We start from the raw sequence: 18843 nt of genomic DNA, 5'->3' as shown, positions 1-18843 counted from the left end.
GCGGTTAAGGTTTTAAGGGGCTTTTGGGGTCAAGTATGCGTCTAGATTTTTTTTGATCTGTACTATTTTGTAATTATCTGTTGATATGATTATTGACGGATCGGCTATTTTGTATTTTTTATCGTCTCTGAAAACACCGGCAATATCTCTAGCATAAGCTTCAGACTTTAAACCATGAATAACTACAAAACTTTCCGTTTTATTGTATTTATCTACAGATGTTGTTAATCTTTCGAAGTTTTCAACTAACAAAAATACTCTAATTGCCTCTTTAATTTTTTCGACCGTTTTTGTATCTGTATTAGCAACTTTATACAAAATTTTCCAATTTTTATTATCTACATCTGTAAAGGCCATCTTTTCTAAGATAGGAACTTGCTTTTCGAGAATTTCTCTAGCATTCTTACCTTCTTCACTGTTAGGATAATTATCCGCAACATTTTCAAGGCCTTTTTTATAAGCTTCCAAGCCATTTACTTTTCCTAAAGTATTGGCTTTTAACAATTCGTATTTAGAAACGATTTCATCTCCAGAATATTGATTGATTAAATTATCAATATTGGCTAAGACTTCATCAAATTTTTCTTCCTCAAAAAGTTTATACCATTTCTGGTATTCTTTATCAGGACTTGAATTTGGATCGTCTGTTTTGTTATTTAAAATCTGAGCGTATCTTGAATCTGGATATTTCGATGAAATTTCTGCTTTCATTGCTTCAGCTTTTGCTGGATCTGTAATTTGATAGATTTTATACAAATTATACATCGATGGCAATACTAACTTTTCTTCAGGACTGTTTTTTAATAATTGTTCCAATTTATCACTGGCCAATTTGTATTCTTTAAACTTCTCCTTATATATAAGTCCTAACTGATAATATGAAAAATTACGTTCTTTACCAATACTATCCATAGCTTCTTGGGTTGTTGGAAGCTGTTTTACATAATAAGCAACTGTATATTTTTCTACAACAACAGTATCTACTATCGCGTTTGCAATTTCTTGATTTTTAATAGAATCATTTAATGCTGCGTCATTGGCAGATTTTACTCCTGATAGCCTCCAGTTACTTCCTAACGTTCGGTTTCCCCACATTTTTTTAAATTGCAGTTTTCCGTAAGCGACTGTTGTTGGGTTATAAAAATAAAATGTGCTAACGTTATCAGTGAAACCTGTAGGCACGCCAACTAATTCTGGTACAGAAGACTGACCTAAAGATTGAGGGTTAACCGCTCCGTTTCCAGAAATTTCTGCCTTAGAATTTAGATCAATATTGGCTAATCTCTCTTTTTCTTTTTCTTCAAAAAGTCTTTTTGCTTCGTCTTTCTTTTTTAGCTCTGCAATATAGTTTTCAAAATAAATTTTCTTTTCTCCGGCTGGCAAATTATATACCTTAATAATACTATCATTACGTTTTGCAATTGCTTCGTATTTTATAACTTCATCCAGGTTTTTTCTATTTTTTTCAATAAAAGCGTATTCTCTAGTTTTAGGATCTAGTTTAACCAAAGTACTATCGTAATACTTTGCAGCCATGATGTAGTCTGTATTTTTAAAATACATATTACCGATATTTCTGTAGGCAGAAGCCATTAAATATGGATCCTTAGATTTTCTTCTTAATGATTTATTGTAGAAACTTAAAGCATTTTTCTGGTCTTTCTTTTTATCATAATAAACTCCCATTTCATAAAAAAGGACATCATAATACGGACGATTTTCGCGATCCGTTACCAGTTTATTGAATGTTTTTAAAAATATCGTGTCGTTATCTTTTCCATAATCAAACATTTGTGCTTTTTTCGCATAAGCATGCATCATATATTTACGATCTGCTTTTCTGTTTAAATCTATAACGGCATCATAAAAATAAGTAGCGCTGTCTTTTTTTCCTTCTTCTTGATACATCTGTCCTAGAATAAAACGGTATCTTGCGCGCTCCTCATTTTTTCTTGTAAACTCTTCTGCAACTCTTAGTCTGGCAACAGCACTATCTTTTTGTTCTAAATTCAAAAATGCTTCAGCCAAAAGCGCATTTGCATCTGCAAAAGTCTGTTTGTCTAAATCTGTTTTCTTAAGTAAAATTTTAATGTTTTTAAGAGCAATTGCATCATTTCCTAAACGCATATTGGTCTTTTCGCGCCAGATTTTTGCTATATAAATATTATTGCTTTCTGGATATTTGTACAAAATATAATTGAATGCCTCAATAGCTGGAATAAAACGCTGATCATAATATCTGGCTTTTCCCAGCATAAGATACGCTTCGTCAATCTGCCAGTTTCTTTCTCTTCCTCCAATATTCATGGAGTGTTTCTGAATAGCTTTTGTAGCCTTAGTTTCTGCTTTTTCGAAATCAGGATTTTTGGCTTTTTCTCCTTCAGAAAAATTTTCGTCAAACTGCATTTTTTCGATTGGAAGAATTTTCCAAAAATTGTCTTCATTATTCGCCTGAATAGACTGGAGACCTTTTTCTAGACCAATTCCTCCGTTGTACAGAATATTATATTTGGTTCCGATAGAGTGTGAACTTCTAGCCAAAAAAGTGTTTTTTTTGGTAGAACAAGCTATCAAAAGCAATAAAAAAACAAGAGTAAAACTATATTTAAGAGTATTCTTTTTCAATAGAAAAGAGTTTAAAACAGATAACTACTAAAAATCAATTTTAGTATATTCCTTTGTAAAAATACGCTTCTTTTTGAAATATAGAAATGCTATACGGCAAAAAACAATTCTAGTTCCTGTAAGGTTTCTTTTGAGGTCTGAATATCTTTTACAATTTCTCCTTTATTAAGTGCAACTATTCGATCGCAAACTTCAACAGTATGCTGTAAATCATGGCTTGAAACTAAAACTGTTACATTTGGATTTTCTGCCAGTTCTTTAATAATTTTTTTTAATCTGCTAACCGTTGTCGGATCTAAATTTGCAAAAGGTTCATCTAAAATTACAACTTCTGGATTGCCAATAAGTGTTGCAATAATTCCAACTTTTTTCTGATTTCCTTTTGATAAATCGCGAAGGTATTTTTTGTTTTTTAAAATCTCTCCGTTAAAAAATTCTTCATGTTTAGCTAATAATGCGTCTACATCTGCTTTATTCTGATTGCGTAAATCTCCAATAAAATAGAAATATTCTTCTGGTGTTAAATATCCGATAAGGAAATTTTCATCTAAAAAAGAGCCTGTAAAAGATTTCCAGTTTTCACTGTTATTTACCTGAATATCATTGCTTTTTATATATCCAGTTGAAGGCTGAATAAGATCTAAAAGCAAGCTGAAAAAAGTTGTTTTTCCTGCTCCATTATTTCCGACCAATCCGAAACTTTGTCCTTTTGGAATTTCAAGATTACTAATGTTTAAAACTGTTGTTCCGTTATATGTTTTTGAAAGTTGATTTACTTGTATCATAATAATTTTAGATTTATGAGTGTAGATTTTTAGATTAAAAAACACTCCTTATTTATAGTTTTTTCTAGTCAATTGTTCTATTTTCTAATTGACTCATTCTCTAATTTATCTAATTAATTCTTTTGTTTGTAGGCACTTATCGTACTGTATTTTTCTATTTTGTATCTTTTTTCAATTAAAGTAAAAACCTTTTCTTTAAATACGAATCCAAGAATACCTGCAACCGCAACTAAAGCTAAGCCAATCATTTTGTCTCCAAAATAAATTCCTAATGCATATAAGGCCACTGGCAATAAAATTTTGGGCAAAGACAAAAGCATGGCACTTGCATTGAAAGCTTTTTTATCTCCAAAAGCTCCGCCAGCATTGCTCAAATCAATTGGTGTTTTAGTGAAAGCACCACCCAATAATACCAAATGAGAATTGACTCCAATATTATAAATAGCTCCAACAACAATAGTTAGATAAACTTCCCATCCATAGAAAAGATAAAAGGAGGCCAATATGGTAGAAACAAATGTTGCAATAACAATAAGCCACCATTTTGAAGTGATATAATTTCTGTATGGAATATTCTGAGTCATCATTAATTGGTAATACGAACTATCCCAGCTTGGTACAAATTGACCAAACACAAATAAAAATCCTCCTGAAACAAATATTCCGGCAAAAATGTGCATCATAGCGGGTTGATGTGAGTTTCCGAAAAAGATCAACCCGTAGAATAAAAAAACAACACTCATTATAATTGTCGTTTTGGATCTTTTATTTCTTTTTATGAGTTTAATGTCATTTTTTAGAAAAGTTCCCAAAGTACCAAACTGATTCAGCCAAGTAAGATTTTCTGTTGAAGCTTCATCTTGTTTTACAGAAAGTCCTGCATCTAGATATAAATTCTTTTTAAAATATTTATAAGTATAAATATGCAGTCCAATTAATAGCAATATTGGTATTAAAAATACGCCTTCTATATCGTAAAAATTTTGAAAAAATGGAGTCGTAAATTCAGTAATATCAAACAATTTATAATATTGAGCTCCTGCCAAAACTGCAATTAGTGCAACAAATACAACAAACAACTTGTCAATATTACTCAAAATTATATTCAAGAAATTATTGATGTAAATGAATGCCATAATTCCTAAATGCCAAAAAACAATTCCGACAACATCGTATCCGTTTAAAATTAAAACAACAGAAAACGGAATGAAAAATAAAGCATGAATCCAATTAAAAAACGATAACATTGTTTTTCCTAATGAAAAATGAACAATCGTTGGTTTTTTAAATGGCAAAACCAATAAAGGTTTGATATTTAAAACAGGTATCGACTGTAGCAATAATCGAATTAACAGATCGAACAAAAAGTAATAAACGAGAAATTTGTTGACCGTTACTAAAGGTTCCAATTTCATATCCTTAAGAACATAAAATGCGCCAACACCCATTCCGATAAAAATTACTGAAAAATAGAGCATAAAAAACCCAATTAGGATTTTCATTGCCAGGTTTTTACCAAACGATGCCGATCGAATGAAGGCTTTCCATTCGAGGTAAATAAACTTCTTAATCATGGTTTACGGTTTTAGTATTTTTGTAGTAAGAGATCAAATGTAGGAAAACGTTACAAAAAAAGTTAAAAAAAATAATTTAGTGCTATGCTTTTAAGAGTGGTTTGCTACTTTTGCATAAAAATTCTATCATGCCTTCATTCTTAAAACTTATAATTAAAGAGGTTAAACGCGAAACTGCAGAGGCTGTTTCTGTACTTTTTAATGTTCCTGAAGAACTAAAACCTGACTATAAATTTATAGCTGGTCAATATATAAATTTAAAATTAACACTTGACAATCAAGAAATTAGACGTGCATATTCTATTTGCTCTGCTCCAGATAGCGGCGAACTAAGAATTGCCGTTAAAGCCGTAAAAAATGGTCTTTTTTCTCAGTTTGCCAATACAAAACTAAAAGCTGGTGATGTTCTTGAAGTGGGTCAGCCAGAAGGTAAATTTACTTTTGAGCCAGATGCAGAAAGACAAAAAAATTATGCTGCTTTTGTTGCAGGAAGTGGAATCACACCAGTTCTTTCGATTATAAAATCGGTTTTAAAACATGAGCCAAAAAGTTCATTTGTATTAGTTTACGGAAATAAAACTCCAGAAAACACTATTTTTTATCAAGAACTTCACGATCTACAATTGCAATACGTAGGCAGATTTTTTGTGCATTATGTATTCAGCCAGGCAAAAGCTGAAAATGCTTTATTTGGAAGAATTGAAAAATCGGCTGTTAATTTTGTATTGAATAACAAACACAAAGAACTTCAATTCGATAAATTCTTCTTGTGCGGACCAGAAGACATGATTAATACTGTTTCTAATGTTTTGAAAGAGAAAAATGTAAAAGAATCTGCTATTAAGTTTGAGCTATTTACATCTTCTTCTGAAGAACACGCAATTCAAGGTTCTCAAGAAGGACACACTAAAATTACCGTTTTAGTTGATGATGAAGAGACAACTTTCGAAATGTCTAAGAAACAAACTATTCTAGATGCTGCTCTAAAACAAGGTGTTGACGCTCCTTACTCTTGTCAAGGCGGAATCTGCAGCAGCTGTTTAGGACGTGTAACTACAGGAAGTGCAGAAATGACTAAAAATTCTATTTTAACAGATAGAGAAATTGCCGAAGGTTTAATTTTAACCTGCCAAGCGCATCCAACTTCTGAAACTATTTATGTTGATTACGACGATGTTTAATCGCTAAATTTCAAAAAATATAAAATTCCAAATTCCAACTTTAAAATTGGGATTTGGAATTTTTTTTTGTTTCGAAGTATTTACAATTCTTATAAAAATCAAAAAGATTTTTAACATTGTTTGTTTTGCAATAAAAACAAAATAAAGTCAAAATATTGCCAAATTTTTATTATATTAGAAGAGAAATTATTACAATCGTAATCTTCATTCTTTTTGAAGATTTTTGTAGAATAAATCAAATTTGTCAAACATTTAAATATTAAATATCATGACAGCTCACGTACAACATTTTCATCTTTATCTATTTATTATGCTCGTTGTAACTGCTTCGCTATGCGTTCTTGCCGTTATTATAAAAATGAAAAACAGAAAAGGCCCTAAGTTACTTGAAAGAGAAAAATACAATTCGACTCTAAGCGATAAAATGGTAGAAGTAAAAGATACCGACTCAAATATTTTTAATATTTGGCCTTATGTTAGCAAACTTAAATCAGCTAAAGTTTTATCTAAGAAAATAAAAGACAACGACTTAGTTTACAAAATTTACAGAGACTCAACAGAAAAGTTTGAACATATTTTATTATCAACCGAAGACAAAAATAACTTTGTTACGATTATAGTTAACAAAAAAAGAAAAAAAACAATCGGATATTCTATTCTCGATTCTGATGAAAAATATGAATTAAGAAGCAATATTGCTTAAAAATCATTTTTATGAGCAAAGACCCCAGCGGGGTAAAATATTTTTAGAATCACAATAAAACAAATGAAAAAAGCTCTAGCGGAGCGACATAGTTTTATAATTTATGTCGCTCCGCTGGAGCTTTAATATTGTAGATTTTATTTTTTGCTATAAATATTTTGCTTCTCCGAAGCTTGCAAAAAAGTAACTGCCGTTTTAGTTTTTTTAATCTTTTATGAAAGCTGTTCTACAACTTTATCAAAAACCTGTTGTGGTAAAATTGTTCTCATAGCATCTTCATAACCTTCTACAATTTTATTTCCATAAACAGAAGTTGGCAATTTCGGGTATTTATTTCTATCAGATGTTAAAGCATTTTCTAAACTTTGATTGAAAGGTAAAAATCCAGCGTAAGGATGCGTTGCTCCCCATAGTGTAACCACTTTTATTCCCAACATTGCAGCAATATGAGCATTTCCAGAATCCATAGAAAGCATAACATCAAGATTGCTGATTAACTGTAATTCTTGCTGAAACTTAATTTTTCCAGCCATATTAATTACATTTTCAAATGGCTTTGAAAGCGAATCTAAAATTTCGATTTCTTTTTTTCCTCCACCAAAAAGTAAAATTTTATAAGTAGGATTTTCAGCCAATTTTGCAATCACTTCTTGCATTAAATCTAAAGGATAAACTTTAGAATCGTATTGTGCAAAAGGCGCAATTCCAATTAATTTCTGATTTTGGTTTCCTATAATTTCTAGAATATCAGTACTTAAAACTGCTTTTTCTGGAAATACAGGATTTGATAAATCTAAAGAAAAACCAAGTTCCGTAAACACTTTTGCGTGTCGTTCGAACATGGTTGGCAATTGTTTGAAAATCTTATTTTCTGCTCTTGTCAATTCTTTTTTTCCTTCTCGACCTTTATCAACAGTGGCTCTTTTTTTTCCGCTTAAAGCGAAAAGCAAACTCACAACCTTAGATCGTAAAACATTATGAAGATCTGCAAAAGCATCGATTTTAAGCTTTTTTACATCTTGAAACAAACGCAAAAGCCCTAAGAAACCTTTGTATCTTTCTTTTTCATCAAAAGCAAAAAATTCCAGATTCGGAATCCCATCAAAAAAAGGTTTGAAAAACGGACGTGAAATAATAGTCAATTTTACCTCAGGATATTGTTTTACAAAAGCTCGTAAAACAGGAACCGTCATGGCGACATCTCCCATTGCGGATAGTCTCATGACGGCTATATGTTTGATTTTGTTGTTGGACAACTCTGCCAAATTATTTTTTATTTTGATATAAAACTGGATTCAATTCATCATCATTGTACATTTTCATTTGTTTGTACACTTTCATGAATTTATCTCCATTTTCGATATCTGTCAATAATTCTTCAATTGCTGTAGATAAATCTGTTCTTTGTTCTAAAAGCACATTTAATTTTTCCTGACATTTATCTCTGTGTTCTTGAGAAGCCTCTGGACGAGTTGCTTCTTCGTGCATATGATAAATTTTTAAAGCCAAAATAGACAATCTATCAAATGCCCAAGCAGGGCTTTCAGAATTGATTTTTGCTCCATCTTTAGCTTTAATGTTGCTGTATTTTTGTAAAAAGTAGCTATCGATATATTCTACCATATCTGTACGCTCCTGATTTGATGCATCAATTCTTCTTTTTAAAGTTAAAGCTGCAACTGGATCAATTTGTGGATCACGGATAATATCCTCAAAATGCCATTGAACGGTATCAATCCAATTTTTTAGATATAACAAATGCTCGAACTTATCTTTTGGATAAGGATTATTAATCGGCTGGTCAACATTATCAAATTGATGATAATCTTTTATACTTTGCTCGAAAACAGAATATGCTAATTTTGAAAACATGTATTTATTTTTTTAGAGTTACAAAGATACTTTTTATACTTTTATGCTACGAAAAAAAGCAATTATTTTTCGTTTTCTAAACTTTATCCGTTAATAAATTAATATTTCATCATGAAAATTCATTATATATCTGAAAAAAATAGCGTTTTAAATCATTTCTTAGGGCAAATCAGAAATGTCAATGTTCAAAATGATAGTATGCGTTTTAGAAGAAATATTGAACGCATTGGAGAAATCATGGCTTACGAATTAAGCAAAATATTACCTTATAAAGAGGTTGAGATTACAACTCCGCTTGGTATTAAAAAAACTACACAAATAGAAACCGATTTGGTTTTATGCCCAATTTTAAGAGCCGGTTTGCCACTTCATAATGGTTTTCTAAATTATTTTGACCACGCAGAAAATAGCTTTGTTTCAGCTTGCAGACATCATCCAAACAATGATGATGAATTTGAAATTTTAGTGGAATATCAAGCCATTTCAGATTTAAACAATAAAACGGTTTTACTTCTTGATCCGATGTTAGCAACTGGGCAGTCTATAGTTGCTGTTCATAAAAAACTGGTAGAGAATGCAACTCCAGCAGAATTTCACATTGTTGTGGTTATAGCTGCTCCAGAAGGTGTAGCACACTTAGAGGAACATCTTCCAGAAAATTGCCATTTGTGGATTGCTTCTTTAGACGAAAAACTAAATGAAAAAAACTATATTGTTCCTGGTCTTGGCGACGCTGGAGATTTGGCTTACGGAAGCAAATTATAATTGCGAGAAAAAAGTAAATAAACTACACACAATCAATACGTAATATACAATTTCGTTGTTGAGTTTTTGTTGCATATATTCTACATGACTTGCCGCCATAATAGTTAAAGGCGCAATGCTAAATAACAATAAATCATTGCTTTTGTTTGGTGAAATAAGGAAAACCAAAACAGCTATAAAAAAGTAAGCTACTATTTTTTTATACGATGAATGAACAATTTGCGGTCTATTTGACAACGTCATCAACATAGAAGTGACAAAAAACAACGTTATTGCGGTATATATCGAAAGCGCCGCATTTTCATAATTATTCTTAAAATAATCAATTTTAAAATCGAGTACAGCTCTTTCATTAAAAAAAGCTACGACATCAATATTAAAAATCAACGAAGTCATATAAAATAGAATTGCGACTGCAAAAAATGCTATAAATGGCAAAACCCAGTTTCTATAATCGCGCGAAACGTGAAAAATAATAGAGATGTAAACCAATATCAAGAATAAAATACTCCAAAATTGAAATAAAGAAGCTACAAAAATCCAAAATGCTGCATCAAAAATTTTTTCTTTTGAAGCTTTTAGCGATTGTAACGAAACTAATCGTCGAAGTGCCAATAAAATAAAGAAATTGGCATAAACAACATTTGCATTATTAAATATTGTCGGAAAAAATAAAAGAAATAATAAGTAGAAAAGTATTGCGTATCCGTTGTCTTTACTGAGACCGTTCTTTTTTACGATAAAATTAATCATAAAAAAAGAAGCCAAAATAAAGCATAACAAACTCACTTTTTGAAATGCCAAAAAATAAGAGCTAACCCAAGAAGGGTCTTTAATTTGGAACATAAAAAAGAAAACCAGTATTAAAATTACAACCAATGAATAATTTAATGGCGTAGATTTTTTAAAAACACTTGTTATCATAAGGATATTTTATACTTTTGTGATTGTAAAGATAATACTTGTTTAAAAGGAAAAACGGAACAAGTTGAAAAAAGATTCAATTAACCGAATTTTATCTTCAAAGCATTACACAACAATAAATAACATATAATTTTTTAAATTATGAAAGCTTTTTTCGAAGGAATTCAATACTTATTCGTTAACATTTTGTTTGCTCCTCTTGACTTTTTACGTCGTTTGGAATTAATTACATGGTTTGGTGCAAACACTATTAACTGGATTTTCATGATCATTTGTTCATGTGCAATCGTTTATTGGATCAAACAATTACGCATTTTTGATGACGCTGGAACAGAAAACCAAGATACTACAGCTCATTCATTTTTAAAATAAAAAACCAAACCCTTAATTAAAAGGGTTGGTCTATTTACTTTTTAAATTAAATCGAAGCCGATATCTTTTCTAAAATACATCTTATCAAAGCTTAGTTTATCTATGTTTTGATAAGATTTTTTTACGGCCTCTTGGAAATTATCTCCGTAAGAAGTAATAGCAATTACACGTCCTCCATTAGTAACGACATTTCCGTTGTCTAATTTTGTTCCTGCGTGAAAAACAATCGAATCTGTTATATTTTCTAAACCAGAAATTACTTTTCCTTTTTCGAAATCTTCAGGATATCCGCCAGAAACAACCATTACTGTTGTAGCACTTCTTGGATCAACTTCTAAATTAAAGTCTCCTAATTTCTGATCTGCAACAGACAAAAACAGCTCAACTAAATCTGATTTTAATCTCGGAACCACAACTTCAGTTTCTGGATCTCCCATTCTCACATTGTATTCAATAACAATTGGTTCTCCTTTTACATTGATTAAACCAATAAATACAAAACCTTTGTATTCGATTCCGTCTTTTTGGAAACCTTCAATAGTTGGTTTTACAATACGAGTTTCAATTTTTTCCATCAAAACCGCATCAACATAAGGAACTGGAGAAACTGCTCCCATTCCGCCTGTATTTAAACCTGTATCTCCTTCACCAATTCTTTTGTAATCTTTTGCCGTTGGAAGAATTTTATAGCTTTTTCCGTCAGTTAAAACGAAACAGCTTAATTCGATTCCGTCCAAAAATTCTTCGATTACCACTTTTGCACTTGCTGTTCCAAATTTTGCATGAACTAGCATATTGCGTAATTCTGTTTTTGCTTCTTCAAGATCCTGAATAATCAAAACTCCTTTTCCAGCTGCTAATCCGTCTGCTTTTAAAACGTAGGGTGACTGTAAAGTTTCTAGAAATTTACATCCTTCTTCAACTGTTTCAGCAGTAAAACTGTCATAAGCCGCAGTCGGAATATTATGTTTCATCAAGAATTCTTTGGCAAATTCTTTACTTCCTTCTAATTGAGCACCTAATTGAGATGGCCCAATTACTGGAATATCTTTTAAACTTTCGTCGTTTTTAAAATAATCGTAAATACCTTTTACCAATGGATCTTCTGGTCCTACGACTACTAAACTTATATTTTCTTTAAGCACTAATGCTTTTACAGCTTCAAAATCTGTTGCAGATATTGCAACGTTTTCAGCAATTGCAGCAGTTCCCGCATTTCCAGGCACTACAAAAAGTTTTTCGCAAAGCGGACTTTGAGTCATTTTCCATGCAAATGCATGCTCCCTTCCGCCTGATCCCAATAATAAAATTGTCATGGTGTTGTTGTATTTAGTTGTGGTGCAAAAATACTTGCTTTTGTACGTAAAAAATAATTTAATCTTCAAAAAATTGTTGGTTCTGCACTGTTAGTAAATCCTAAACATTATTTTTGATGAAAATTATCCCGAAAAATGATTCGTCTTTTTGATCTTTCGCTCAAATTAAATGGTTTTCCGATAAAGAAAGCAAAAGTCGAATTGGATAAAATTGTTCATTTTTCTGAAGAAGAATATTCCTTATTTCTTGAAAATAAAAAGAAGGAAATCGTTGATTTTCATCTTAAAAACAATCTTTTTTATTCAGAATTAGCTGGAAATGCAACAGCTGAAAATTGGGAAAATCTTCCGATTTTAACCAAACAAAATCTTCAAAAACCTCTTGAAGAAAGACTTTCAAAAGACTATTCTAAAAAAAATATTTACCTCAACAAAACATCTGGATCAAGCGGAACACCTTTTGTTTTTGCAAAAGATAAATATGCACATGCCTTGACTTGGTCTTCTATTATTATGCGTTTTGGATGGTTCCGAATTGATTTTAACCATTCTTTTCAAGCGCGTTTTTATGGCATTCCTTTAGATTTTATTGGCTATCAAAAAGAACGTTTTAAAGATTTTCTAACGCGTCGTTTTCGTTTTCCGGTTTTTGATTTGTCTGACGAAATTTTAGATAAGTTTCTGCAGAAATTCAAAACCAAAAAATTTGATTATATCAACGGATATACAAGCTCGATTGTTTTATTTGCTAAATATTTAGAAAATAACAATATCATTCTAAACAAAGTTTGTCCGACATTAAAAGCCTGTTTTGTTACTTCAGAAATGCTTTTTGAATCGGATAAAAAATTGCTGGAAAAACAATTCGGAATTCCAATTATCCGCGAATATGGTGCATCTGAATTGGATTTAATTGCTTTTGAAAACCCCGATGGTGAATGGCAAATAAATTCAGAAACCCTTTTTGTTGAGATTTTAGACGAAAACAATAATCTTGTTCCACATGGAACGGAAGGAAAAATTGTGATTACTTCTCTTTTCAACAAAGCTCATCCTTTTATTAGATATGAAATTGGCGATATTGGAATTTTAGATGAAAAAAGCACCCCAAAAAAACCAATCTTAAAAAAGTTAATTGGCAGAACCAATGATGTTGCAATTCTTCCAAGCGGAAAAAAATCGCCAGGTTTGACTTTCTATTATGTAACCAAAAGCATAATTGAAGACGATGGAAATGTAAAAGAATTCATTATCAAACAAACTAAAATAGATGCTTTTGAAATCGAGTATGTAGCTGATGCAGCATTAGTTTCAGAACAAATTCAAAAAATAAAAGGAGCCATTGATTTATATTTAGAACCCAATTTAAACTTCACTTTTACCCGAAAATCTGTTTTAGAAAGAAGCAATCGAGGAAAATTAAAACAGTTTCAATCTAATTTATAGATAAAATCTTACATTTGTTTTTTTTAATAAAAACTTATGGACAGTCATTCTTTGCTTTCTGAAGAAACAATTTCTAATAAAATATATTTTATCCGTGGTCAAAAAGTAATGCTTGATGGCGATTTGGCATTACTTTATGGGATAGAGACCAAAGTATTAAAACAAGCTGTTAAAAGAAATTTATCAAGATTTCCCGATGATTTTATGTTTGAACTTACTAAAGTAGAATATGATTCTTCAAGGTCACAAATTGTGACCTTGAAGAATGGTAGAGGTTCAAACTTAAAATATCTTCCTTATGTCTTTACAGAACATGGAATTTTAATGCTTTCAAGCGTGCTAAAAAGCGACAAAGCCATTCAAACTAATATTCAAATTATGAGGATTTTCACGAAAGTGAGACAAATGCTTTTGGACACAACAGAAATTAAAGTTGATATACTTCAGATTCAAAAGAAGTTAGAAAATCATGATAAAAATATTGAGTTGGTTTTTTCTTATTTAGATGAATTGACTGAGAAAAAAGAAAACGAATCTGAAAGAGTTAAGATTGGCTATAAAAAATAAATTTATAAATGTTCAAGGTCACAATTTGCGACCTTGAAAACTTGAAGTCACAATTTGTGACCTCAAGTTTATACTTCAATAAGATTTCTCAATAATCGTCTTCAAAATTCAAATTTTAAACACAACAAAATCTTCCAATTTACCGAGAATCCAATTTAAACTTTACTTTTGCTAAAGAAAGTTTTTAGACAGAATCCGGTAAACTTATGAAAATTACTATTATCGCTGGTGCAAGACCCAATTTTATAAAAATAGCACCCATTATTAATGCCATAAAAAACAAACAAAATGAAGGTTTTGCCATTTCATTTCGTTTGGTTCATACTGGACAGCATTACGATAAAAACTTAAGCGATACTTTTTTTGAAGAATTGAATATTCCTCATCCAGATGTCAATCTTGAAGTAAAAAGCGGTTCTCAGGCAGAACAAACAGCTGCAATTATGATTGCTTTTGAAAAAGAATTACTTCAAAACCCAACCGATTTAGTTTTGGTTGTAGGCGACGTAAACTCAACAATGGCTTGTTCTATCGTGGCAAAAAAATGCAATACAAAAGTAGCGCACGTTGAAGCAGGAATTAGATCTGGAGATTTGACTATGCCCGAAGAAATTAACCGAATGCTGACAGACAGTATAACAGATTACTTTTTTACAACCTCAACATCGGCTTCTGAAAACTTATTAAAATTGGGTTCAAATCCTGAAAATGTGCACTTTGTGGGCAATGTCATGATTGACACTTTATATCAGAATATCAATAGAATTTCGGCTCCAGATTTTTGGAACGAACTTCAATTAAAAGAAAAAAATTATATCGTTCTAACTCTTCATAGACCTGCAAATGTCGATGAAGTTTCTTCGTTAGTAACATTATTAGAAGGAATTGATTTGCTTTCGAATGATAAAAAAATAATTTTTCCAATTCATCCAAGAACGCAGGCAATTTTAAAAGAAAGTAAAACCGATTTCAAAAACATCATTTTTGTTTCACCTCAGGGTTATTTGAATTTTATGTATTTAGTAAAAAACAGTTTTGCGGTTATTACAGACAGCGGCGGAATTTCTGAAGAAACAACTGTTCTAGGAATTCCATGTTTTACGATGCGAGACAATACCGAAAGACCTGAAACAGAAACTATTGGTTCTAATACTATTGTAGGAACCTCTCTCGAAAATCTGAAAAAAGTATTTGGAGCGTTTTTACAAAATGGCGCCAAAAAAAGTGGTGTACCAGATTTATGGGATGGAAAAGCATCTGAAAGAATTGTTTCCATTTTATTGAATAAAAACTGATGAACGATATTCTTATTATTTCCAATTATTATCCGCCAGAAAAAGGAGCTGCTGCGAATAGAATAGAACAATTGGCTCTAAAATTAGATCAAAACGGATATAATGTTTCGGTTATTTCTCCATTGCCAAATTATCCAAAAGGAGAACTTTTTCCTGAATATAAAGGCAAATTTTCGGTAACCGAAAAAATTCAGAATATTACTTTAAAACGTCTATGGATTTATCCTAGCAACAGTTCTAATATCTTTAAAAGAATTGTTTCTACGCTTTCGTTTTCTACTACGCTGTTCTTTTATTTATTATTTCTAAAAACGCCAAAAAAAGTAATTGTACAATCACCTCCTTTATTGTTGTCTTTTACTGCGATTTTTGCACTTTGGATTAAACGAAAAAAAATAATCTTAAATGTATCTGATCTTTGGCCAACAGCCGCCATTGAACTTGGCGTTTTAAAGAAAAACAGCATTTCGCATAAAATACTAGTTTTTATAGAACGTTTCATCTATAAAAAAGCAACACATATTTTTGGGCAATCGAACGAAATTATTGCACATATTCATTCTATTTTTCCAGAAAAAAAATGCTTTTTATATCGTAATTATCCTGATCATTTTATAGAAAATAACATTTCTGAAAAATACGATTCTGCAGAACCAATAAAGTTGTTTTATGCTGGTTTATTGGGAGTTGCGCAAGGTGTTTTTGAACTTATTCAAGAATTAAACTTAGAAAATCTGAACATCGAACTTCATATTTTTGGTGATGGTGCAGAAAAAGATCAGATTGTAAATTATTTAAAAGAACATCCCGAACAAAAAATTATTTTTTATGGAATGTTGGAACGAAACATTTTACATGAAAAATTAAAAGATTTGGATATTGCTTTAATTCCGCTCAAAACAAGGATTTACGGTTCTGTTCCTTCCAAAATATTTGAATATACCGCTTTAGGTTTTCCTGTTTTATATTTTGGCGGCGGCGAAGGAGAAAATATTGTTGAAGAAAATAATCTCGGATGGGTTGCGCCTGTGGGAAATTTTGAAGCTTTAAACCACTCTTTAAAACAAATCTCTGAAGTTGGAAAAGAGGAAATTCAAAATAGGAAAAAATCAATTTATCTTCATGCGAAATCACATTTTAACCTCAACGAGCAAATGAAACAACTTATTGAAAATGATGCTTTTTGAATCATTTTACAAAAAAGAAAAAGGGAAAATATTCTAACATATTTTCCCTTTTTTTTATTACTTAATATAACTTGAAAAGTCTTTGTGTTCTTCTTTAGCCAATTCTTCTGGAGATAAGGATTTGAAATATTCATATGTTATTTTCATTCCTTCTGCTCGACTAACTTTGGCTTCCCAACCTAACAATTCTTTTGCTTTTGTCGTATCTGGCTGACGCTGCAATGGATCGTTTATTGGCAACGGATGATAAACCACTTTCTGATTTGTTCCTGTAAGTTTTATAATTTCCTCTGCAAAATCTTTAATCGTGATTTCGTCTGGATTTCCAATATTTACAGGATATACATAATCTGAATGCAGTAATCTGAAAATACCTTCAACCTGATCGTCTACGTAACAGAAAGAACGTGTTTGCATTCCGTCTCCAAAAATGGTTAAATCTTCTCCGCGTAAAGCCTGACCTATAAAAGCAGGAATTACACGTCCGTCGTTTAATCGCATTCTTGGGCCGTAAGTATTAAAAATACGCACGATTCTGGTTTCTACACCGTGAAAAGTGTGATATGCCATTGTTATAGATTCCTGAAAACGTTTGGCTTCGTCATAAACGCCACGCGGACCAATTGTATTTACGTTTCCGTAATATTCTTCTGTCTGCGGGTGAACCAACGGATCTCCATAAACTTCTGAAGTCGAAGCAATTAAAATTCTGGCTTTTTTAACTCTCGCTAATCCTAACAAATTATGTGTTCCTAAAGATCCTACTTTTAAAGTTTGAATTGGAATTTTCAAATAATCTATCGGACTTGCCGGCGAAGCAAAATGCAAAATATAATCTAAATCGCCAGGAACGTGAACAAACTTAGTAATATCATGATGATAGAATTCAAAATTTTCCAGTTTGAATAAATGTTCAATGTTTTTAAGATCTCCCGTAATCAGGTTATCCATTCCGATTACAAAGTAACCTTCTTTGATAAATCTGTCACATAAATGTGAACCTAAAAATCCTGCCGCTCCAGTAATAAGTATTCTTTTCATGATAATGGTTTGTTCAACGCAAATGTAGTTGATTTGAAAACTATTTTTCTTTTATATTCTTACTTTATATTTCTTCTAATGTTTGCTGATGCGCTTTAAACTTGGTTTCAACAAATTCCTTAATTTCTTTTTCAAATCGTTCTTTTGAAAATTTAACCGCATGTTCGCGAATCACTTTTGGATCGAAAGACTTTGTCTGAAAATGTAGTATTGCTTCTCTTATTTTTTCGGCAGATTGTTCTTCAAAGAAAATTCCGGTTTCATTTTCAACAACCGTTTCTAGAGTTCCTCCTTTCTTTAAAGCAATAACTGGAGTTCCGCAGGCCTGCGCTTCAACGGGAATAATTCCGAAATCTTCTTCGGCTGCAAAAACGAATGCTTTTGCTTTCTGCATCAAACTTCGCAGTTTTTTATTTTCGACAAAACCAACAAATTCAATATTCTTTTTGGCTATTTTTTGAAGTTTTTCTAGCTCTGGTCCTTCTCCTGCAACAATTAATTTTAAGTGCGGCAATTCGTTAAAAGCTTCTACAATCAGTTGCGTTTTTTTGTACGGAACCATTCTCGAAGCGGTCAAATAATAGTCTTCTTTTGTTTCTTCTAAACTAAAAAAATCAACATCTACCGGCGGATAAATTACAACCGATTCTTTATTATAGGTTTTTTTAATTCTCTGAGCAATGTGTTTAGAATTGGCAATAAAATAATCTACATTTTCTGAGTTTGAAAGATCCCATTTTTGCATTTTATCTAAAACCGATTTCGCATACAAACCTTTTAGACCTTTGGTTAATCCAGCATCTTTTAAATATTGTTCTCTTAAATCCCAAGCGTAACGCATTGGAGAATGACAATAACAAATGTGTAGCTGATTTTCCGTAGTTCTAATCCCTTTTGCAACGGCAGAAGAAGAGCTTATTATTAAATCAAAATCTTTTAAATCAAATTGTTCTATTGCAATTGGAAATAACTGCAAAAATTTACGGTGATTTTTCTTTACTGTAGGTAGTTTTTGGATAAAGCTAGTTTTTGCTTTTTTCCCATTTAAGATAAATTTGCGATCGGCCTCATTCAGAAAATCTATAAGTGCAAAATGATCGAAATCATTCCAGATAGAATTTATAGAATGAATCACTTTTTCGGCTCCTCCATTTACATAATACCAATCGCTGATTAGGGCTTTTTTCATT

17 protein-coding genes are annotated in these 18843 nt (G+C 31.3%); 8 read left to right on the top strand and 9 right to left on the bottom strand.

The genetic code is table 11. The features are described 5' to 3' along the window. Window positions 1-12 precede the first annotated feature (12 nt). The 3 genes from HNP35_RS02545 to HNP35_RS02535 form a co-directional block, all read right to left on the bottom strand. Window positions 13-2625: a tetratricopeptide repeat protein gene (locus tag HNP35_RS02545; protein WP_184158761.1), complete on the bottom strand. Its 2613-nt coding sequence runs from the start codon at window positions 2623-2625 to the stop codon at window positions 13-15. 89 nt (window positions 2626-2714) lie between these two features. After that, the gene (locus HNP35_RS02540) at window positions 2715-3410 is read right to left on the bottom strand and encodes an ABC transporter ATP-binding protein (RefSeq protein ID WP_184158763.1); all 696 of its coding nucleotides are present in this window, start codon (window positions 3408-3410) and stop codon (window positions 2715-2717) included. A 113-nt stretch (window positions 3411-3523) separates the two neighbouring features. Further along, window positions 3524-4984, bottom strand: a complete 1461-nt coding sequence (locus HNP35_RS02535; protein ID WP_184158765.1) for a DUF5687 family protein — start codon at window positions 4982-4984, stop codon at window positions 3524-3526. A gap of 128 nt (window positions 4985-5112) precedes the next feature. Here HNP35_RS02535 and HNP35_RS02530 point away from each other — a divergent pair, with 128 nt between their 5' ends. Together HNP35_RS02530 and HNP35_RS02525 are read left to right on the top strand one after the other, a co-directional pair. Further along, complete coding sequence (locus HNP35_RS02530) at window positions 5113-6165, top strand: ferredoxin--NADP reductase (protein WP_184158767.1); 1053 nt, start codon at window positions 5113-5115, stop codon at window positions 6163-6165. 358 nt (window positions 6166-6523) lie between these two features. Next, window positions 6524-6868, top strand: a complete 345-nt coding sequence (locus HNP35_RS02525; RefSeq protein ID WP_246453309.1) for a hypothetical protein — start codon at window positions 6524-6526, stop codon at window positions 6866-6868. Window positions 6869-7080: 212 nt separating this feature from the next. Here the strand turns inward: HNP35_RS02525 and HNP35_RS02520 are convergent, their stop codons facing one another. Continuing rightward, on the bottom strand, window positions 7081-8091 hold the full coding sequence (locus HNP35_RS02520) for a glycosyltransferase family 9 protein (protein ID WP_184158770.1): 1011 nt from the start codon (window positions 8089-8091) through the stop codon (window positions 7081-7083). 43 nt (window positions 8092-8134) lie between these two features. Next, window positions 8135-8740: a DUF4254 domain-containing protein gene (locus tag HNP35_RS02515; RefSeq protein WP_184158772.1), complete on the bottom strand. Its 606-nt coding sequence runs from the start codon at window positions 8738-8740 to the stop codon at window positions 8135-8137. A gap of 111 nt (window positions 8741-8851) precedes the next feature. Here HNP35_RS02515 and upp point away from each other — a divergent pair, with 111 nt between their 5' ends. Next, window positions 8852-9505: a uracil phosphoribosyltransferase gene (gene upp, locus HNP35_RS02510; RefSeq protein WP_184158774.1), complete on the top strand. Its 654-nt coding sequence runs from the start codon at window positions 8852-8854 to the stop codon at window positions 9503-9505. On the opposite strand, the gene HNP35_RS02505 is transcribed toward upp, so the two are convergent. Next, a complete protein-coding gene (locus tag HNP35_RS02505) occupies window positions 9500-10429 on the bottom strand; it encodes a DUF6427 family protein (protein WP_184158776.1) in 930 nt (309 codons plus the stop codon). The two genes, upp and HNP35_RS02505, sit on opposite strands and share 6 nt — an antisense overlap. A 141-nt stretch (window positions 10430-10570) precedes the next feature. Here HNP35_RS02505 and HNP35_RS02500 point away from each other — a divergent pair, with 141 nt between their 5' ends. Then, window positions 10571-10801 carry a DUF6341 family protein gene (locus HNP35_RS02500; RefSeq protein WP_184158777.1) on the top strand — a complete coding sequence of 77 codons (231 nt, stop codon included), beginning with the start codon at window positions 10571-10573 and terminating at the stop codon, window positions 10799-10801. A 41-nt stretch (window positions 10802-10842) separates the two neighbouring features. Here the strand turns inward: HNP35_RS02500 and purD are convergent, their stop codons facing one another. Then, entirely contained in the window at window positions 10843-12117 is a 1275-nt protein-coding gene (gene purD, locus HNP35_RS02495) for a phosphoribosylamine--glycine ligase (RefSeq protein WP_184158779.1), read from the bottom strand. A 135-nt stretch (window positions 12118-12252) separates the two neighbouring features. On the opposite strand from purD, the gene HNP35_RS02490 reads away from it, so the two are divergent. The 4 genes from HNP35_RS02490 (at window position 12253) to HNP35_RS02475 (ending at window position 16612) form a co-directional block, all read left to right on the top strand. Beyond that, window positions 12253-13563 (top strand): phenylacetate--CoA ligase family protein, encoded by a 1311-nt coding sequence (locus HNP35_RS02490; RefSeq protein ID WP_184158781.1) that lies wholly within the window; start codon window positions 12253-12255, stop codon window positions 13561-13563. A 36-nt stretch (window positions 13564-13599) separates the two neighbouring features. After that, complete coding sequence (locus HNP35_RS02485; protein WP_184158783.1) at window positions 13600-14130, top strand: ORF6N domain-containing protein; 531 nt, start codon at window positions 13600-13602, stop codon at window positions 14128-14130. A gap of 206 nt (window positions 14131-14336) precedes the next feature. Further along, window positions 14337-15425 (top strand): non-hydrolyzing UDP-N-acetylglucosamine 2-epimerase, encoded by a 1089-nt coding sequence (gene wecB / locus HNP35_RS02480; RefSeq protein WP_184158785.1) that lies wholly within the window; start codon window positions 14337-14339, stop codon window positions 15423-15425. After that, on the top strand, window positions 15425-16612 hold the full coding sequence (locus HNP35_RS02475) for a glycosyltransferase family 4 protein (RefSeq protein ID WP_184158787.1): 1188 nt from the start codon (window positions 15425-15427) through the stop codon (window positions 16610-16612). The genes wecB and HNP35_RS02475 overlap by 1 nt, the downstream gene beginning before the upstream one ends. A gap of 57 nt (window positions 16613-16669) precedes the next feature. Here HNP35_RS02475 and HNP35_RS02470 read toward each other — a convergent pair whose 3' ends face one another. Both HNP35_RS02470 and HNP35_RS02465 read right to left on the bottom strand, forming a co-directional pair. Further along, window positions 16670-17653 (bottom strand): UDP-glucuronic acid decarboxylase family protein, encoded by a 984-nt coding sequence (locus HNP35_RS02470; RefSeq protein WP_026727300.1) that lies wholly within the window; start codon window positions 17651-17653, stop codon window positions 16670-16672. 64 nt (window positions 17654-17717) lie between these two features. Then, window positions 17718-18842 carry a glycosyltransferase gene (locus HNP35_RS02465; RefSeq protein WP_184158789.1) on the bottom strand — a complete coding sequence of 375 codons (1125 nt, stop codon included), beginning with the start codon at window positions 18840-18842 and terminating at the stop codon, window positions 17718-17720. Window position 18843: the final 1 nt, after the last annotated feature.

It is taken from the genome of Flavobacterium notoginsengisoli (assembly GCF_014207905.1).
Lineage (GTDB): Bacteria > Bacteroidota > Bacteroidia > Flavobacteriales > Flavobacteriaceae > Flavobacterium > Flavobacterium notoginsengisoli_A.
Note: the sequence above shows the minus strand (reverse complement) of the source record. Positions and strands in the feature narration are given on the sequence as shown.

Bases quoted from the DNA above. Each gene is read 5' to 3' on its own strand.
- HNP35_RS02490 (WP_184158781.1), top strand. From the start codon at position 12,253: ATGATTCGTCTTTTTGATCTTTCGCTCAAATTAAATGGTTTTCCGATA.
- HNP35_RS02485 (WP_184158783.1), top strand. From the start codon at position 13,600: ATGGACAGTCATTCTTTGCTTTCTGAAGAAACAATTTCTAATAAAATA.
- upp (WP_184158774.1), top strand. From the start codon at position 8,852: ATGAAAATTCATTATATATCTGAAAAAAATAGCGTTTTAAATCATTTC.
- wecB (WP_184158785.1), top strand. From the start codon at position 14,337: ATGAAAATTACTATTATCGCTGGTGCAAGACCCAATTTTATAAAAATA.
- HNP35_RS02515 (WP_184158772.1), bottom strand. From the start codon at position 8,740: ATGTTTTCAAAATTAGCATATTCTGTTTTCGAGCAAAGTATAAAAGAT.
- HNP35_RS02535 (WP_184158765.1), bottom strand. From the start codon at position 4,984: ATGATTAAGAAGTTTATTTACCTCGAATGGAAAGCCTTCATTCGATCG.
- HNP35_RS02525 (WP_246453309.1), top strand. From the start codon at position 6,524: ATGAAAAACAGAAAAGGCCCTAAGTTACTTGAAAGAGAAAAATACAAT.
- HNP35_RS02505 (WP_184158776.1), bottom strand. From the start codon at position 10,429: ATGATAACAAGTGTTTTTAAAAAATCTACGCCATTAAATTATTCATTG.
- HNP35_RS02540 (WP_184158763.1), bottom strand. From the start codon at position 3,410: ATGATACAAGTAAATCAACTTTCAAAAACATATAACGGAACAACAGTT.
- HNP35_RS02530 (WP_184158767.1), top strand. From the start codon at position 5,113: ATGCCTTCATTCTTAAAACTTATAATTAAAGAGGTTAAACGCGAAACT.
- purD (WP_184158779.1), bottom strand. From the start codon at position 12,117: ATGACAATTTTATTATTGGGATCAGGCGGAAGGGAGCATGCATTTGCA.
- HNP35_RS02465 (WP_184158789.1), bottom strand. From the start codon at position 18,842: ATGAAAAAAGCCCTAATCAGCGATTGGTATTATGTAAATGGAGGAGCC.
- HNP35_RS02470 (WP_026727300.1), bottom strand. From the start codon at position 17,653: ATGAAAAGAATACTTATTACTGGAGCGGCAGGATTTTTAGGTTCACAT.
- HNP35_RS02520 (WP_184158770.1), bottom strand. From the start codon at position 8,091: ATGAGACTATCCGCAATGGGAGATGTCGCCATGACGGTTCCTGTTTTA.
- HNP35_RS02475 (WP_184158787.1), top strand. From the start codon at position 15,425: ATGAACGATATTCTTATTATTTCCAATTATTATCCGCCAGAAAAAGGA.
- HNP35_RS02500 (WP_184158777.1), top strand. From the start codon at position 10,571: ATGAAAGCTTTTTTCGAAGGAATTCAATACTTATTCGTTAACATTTTG.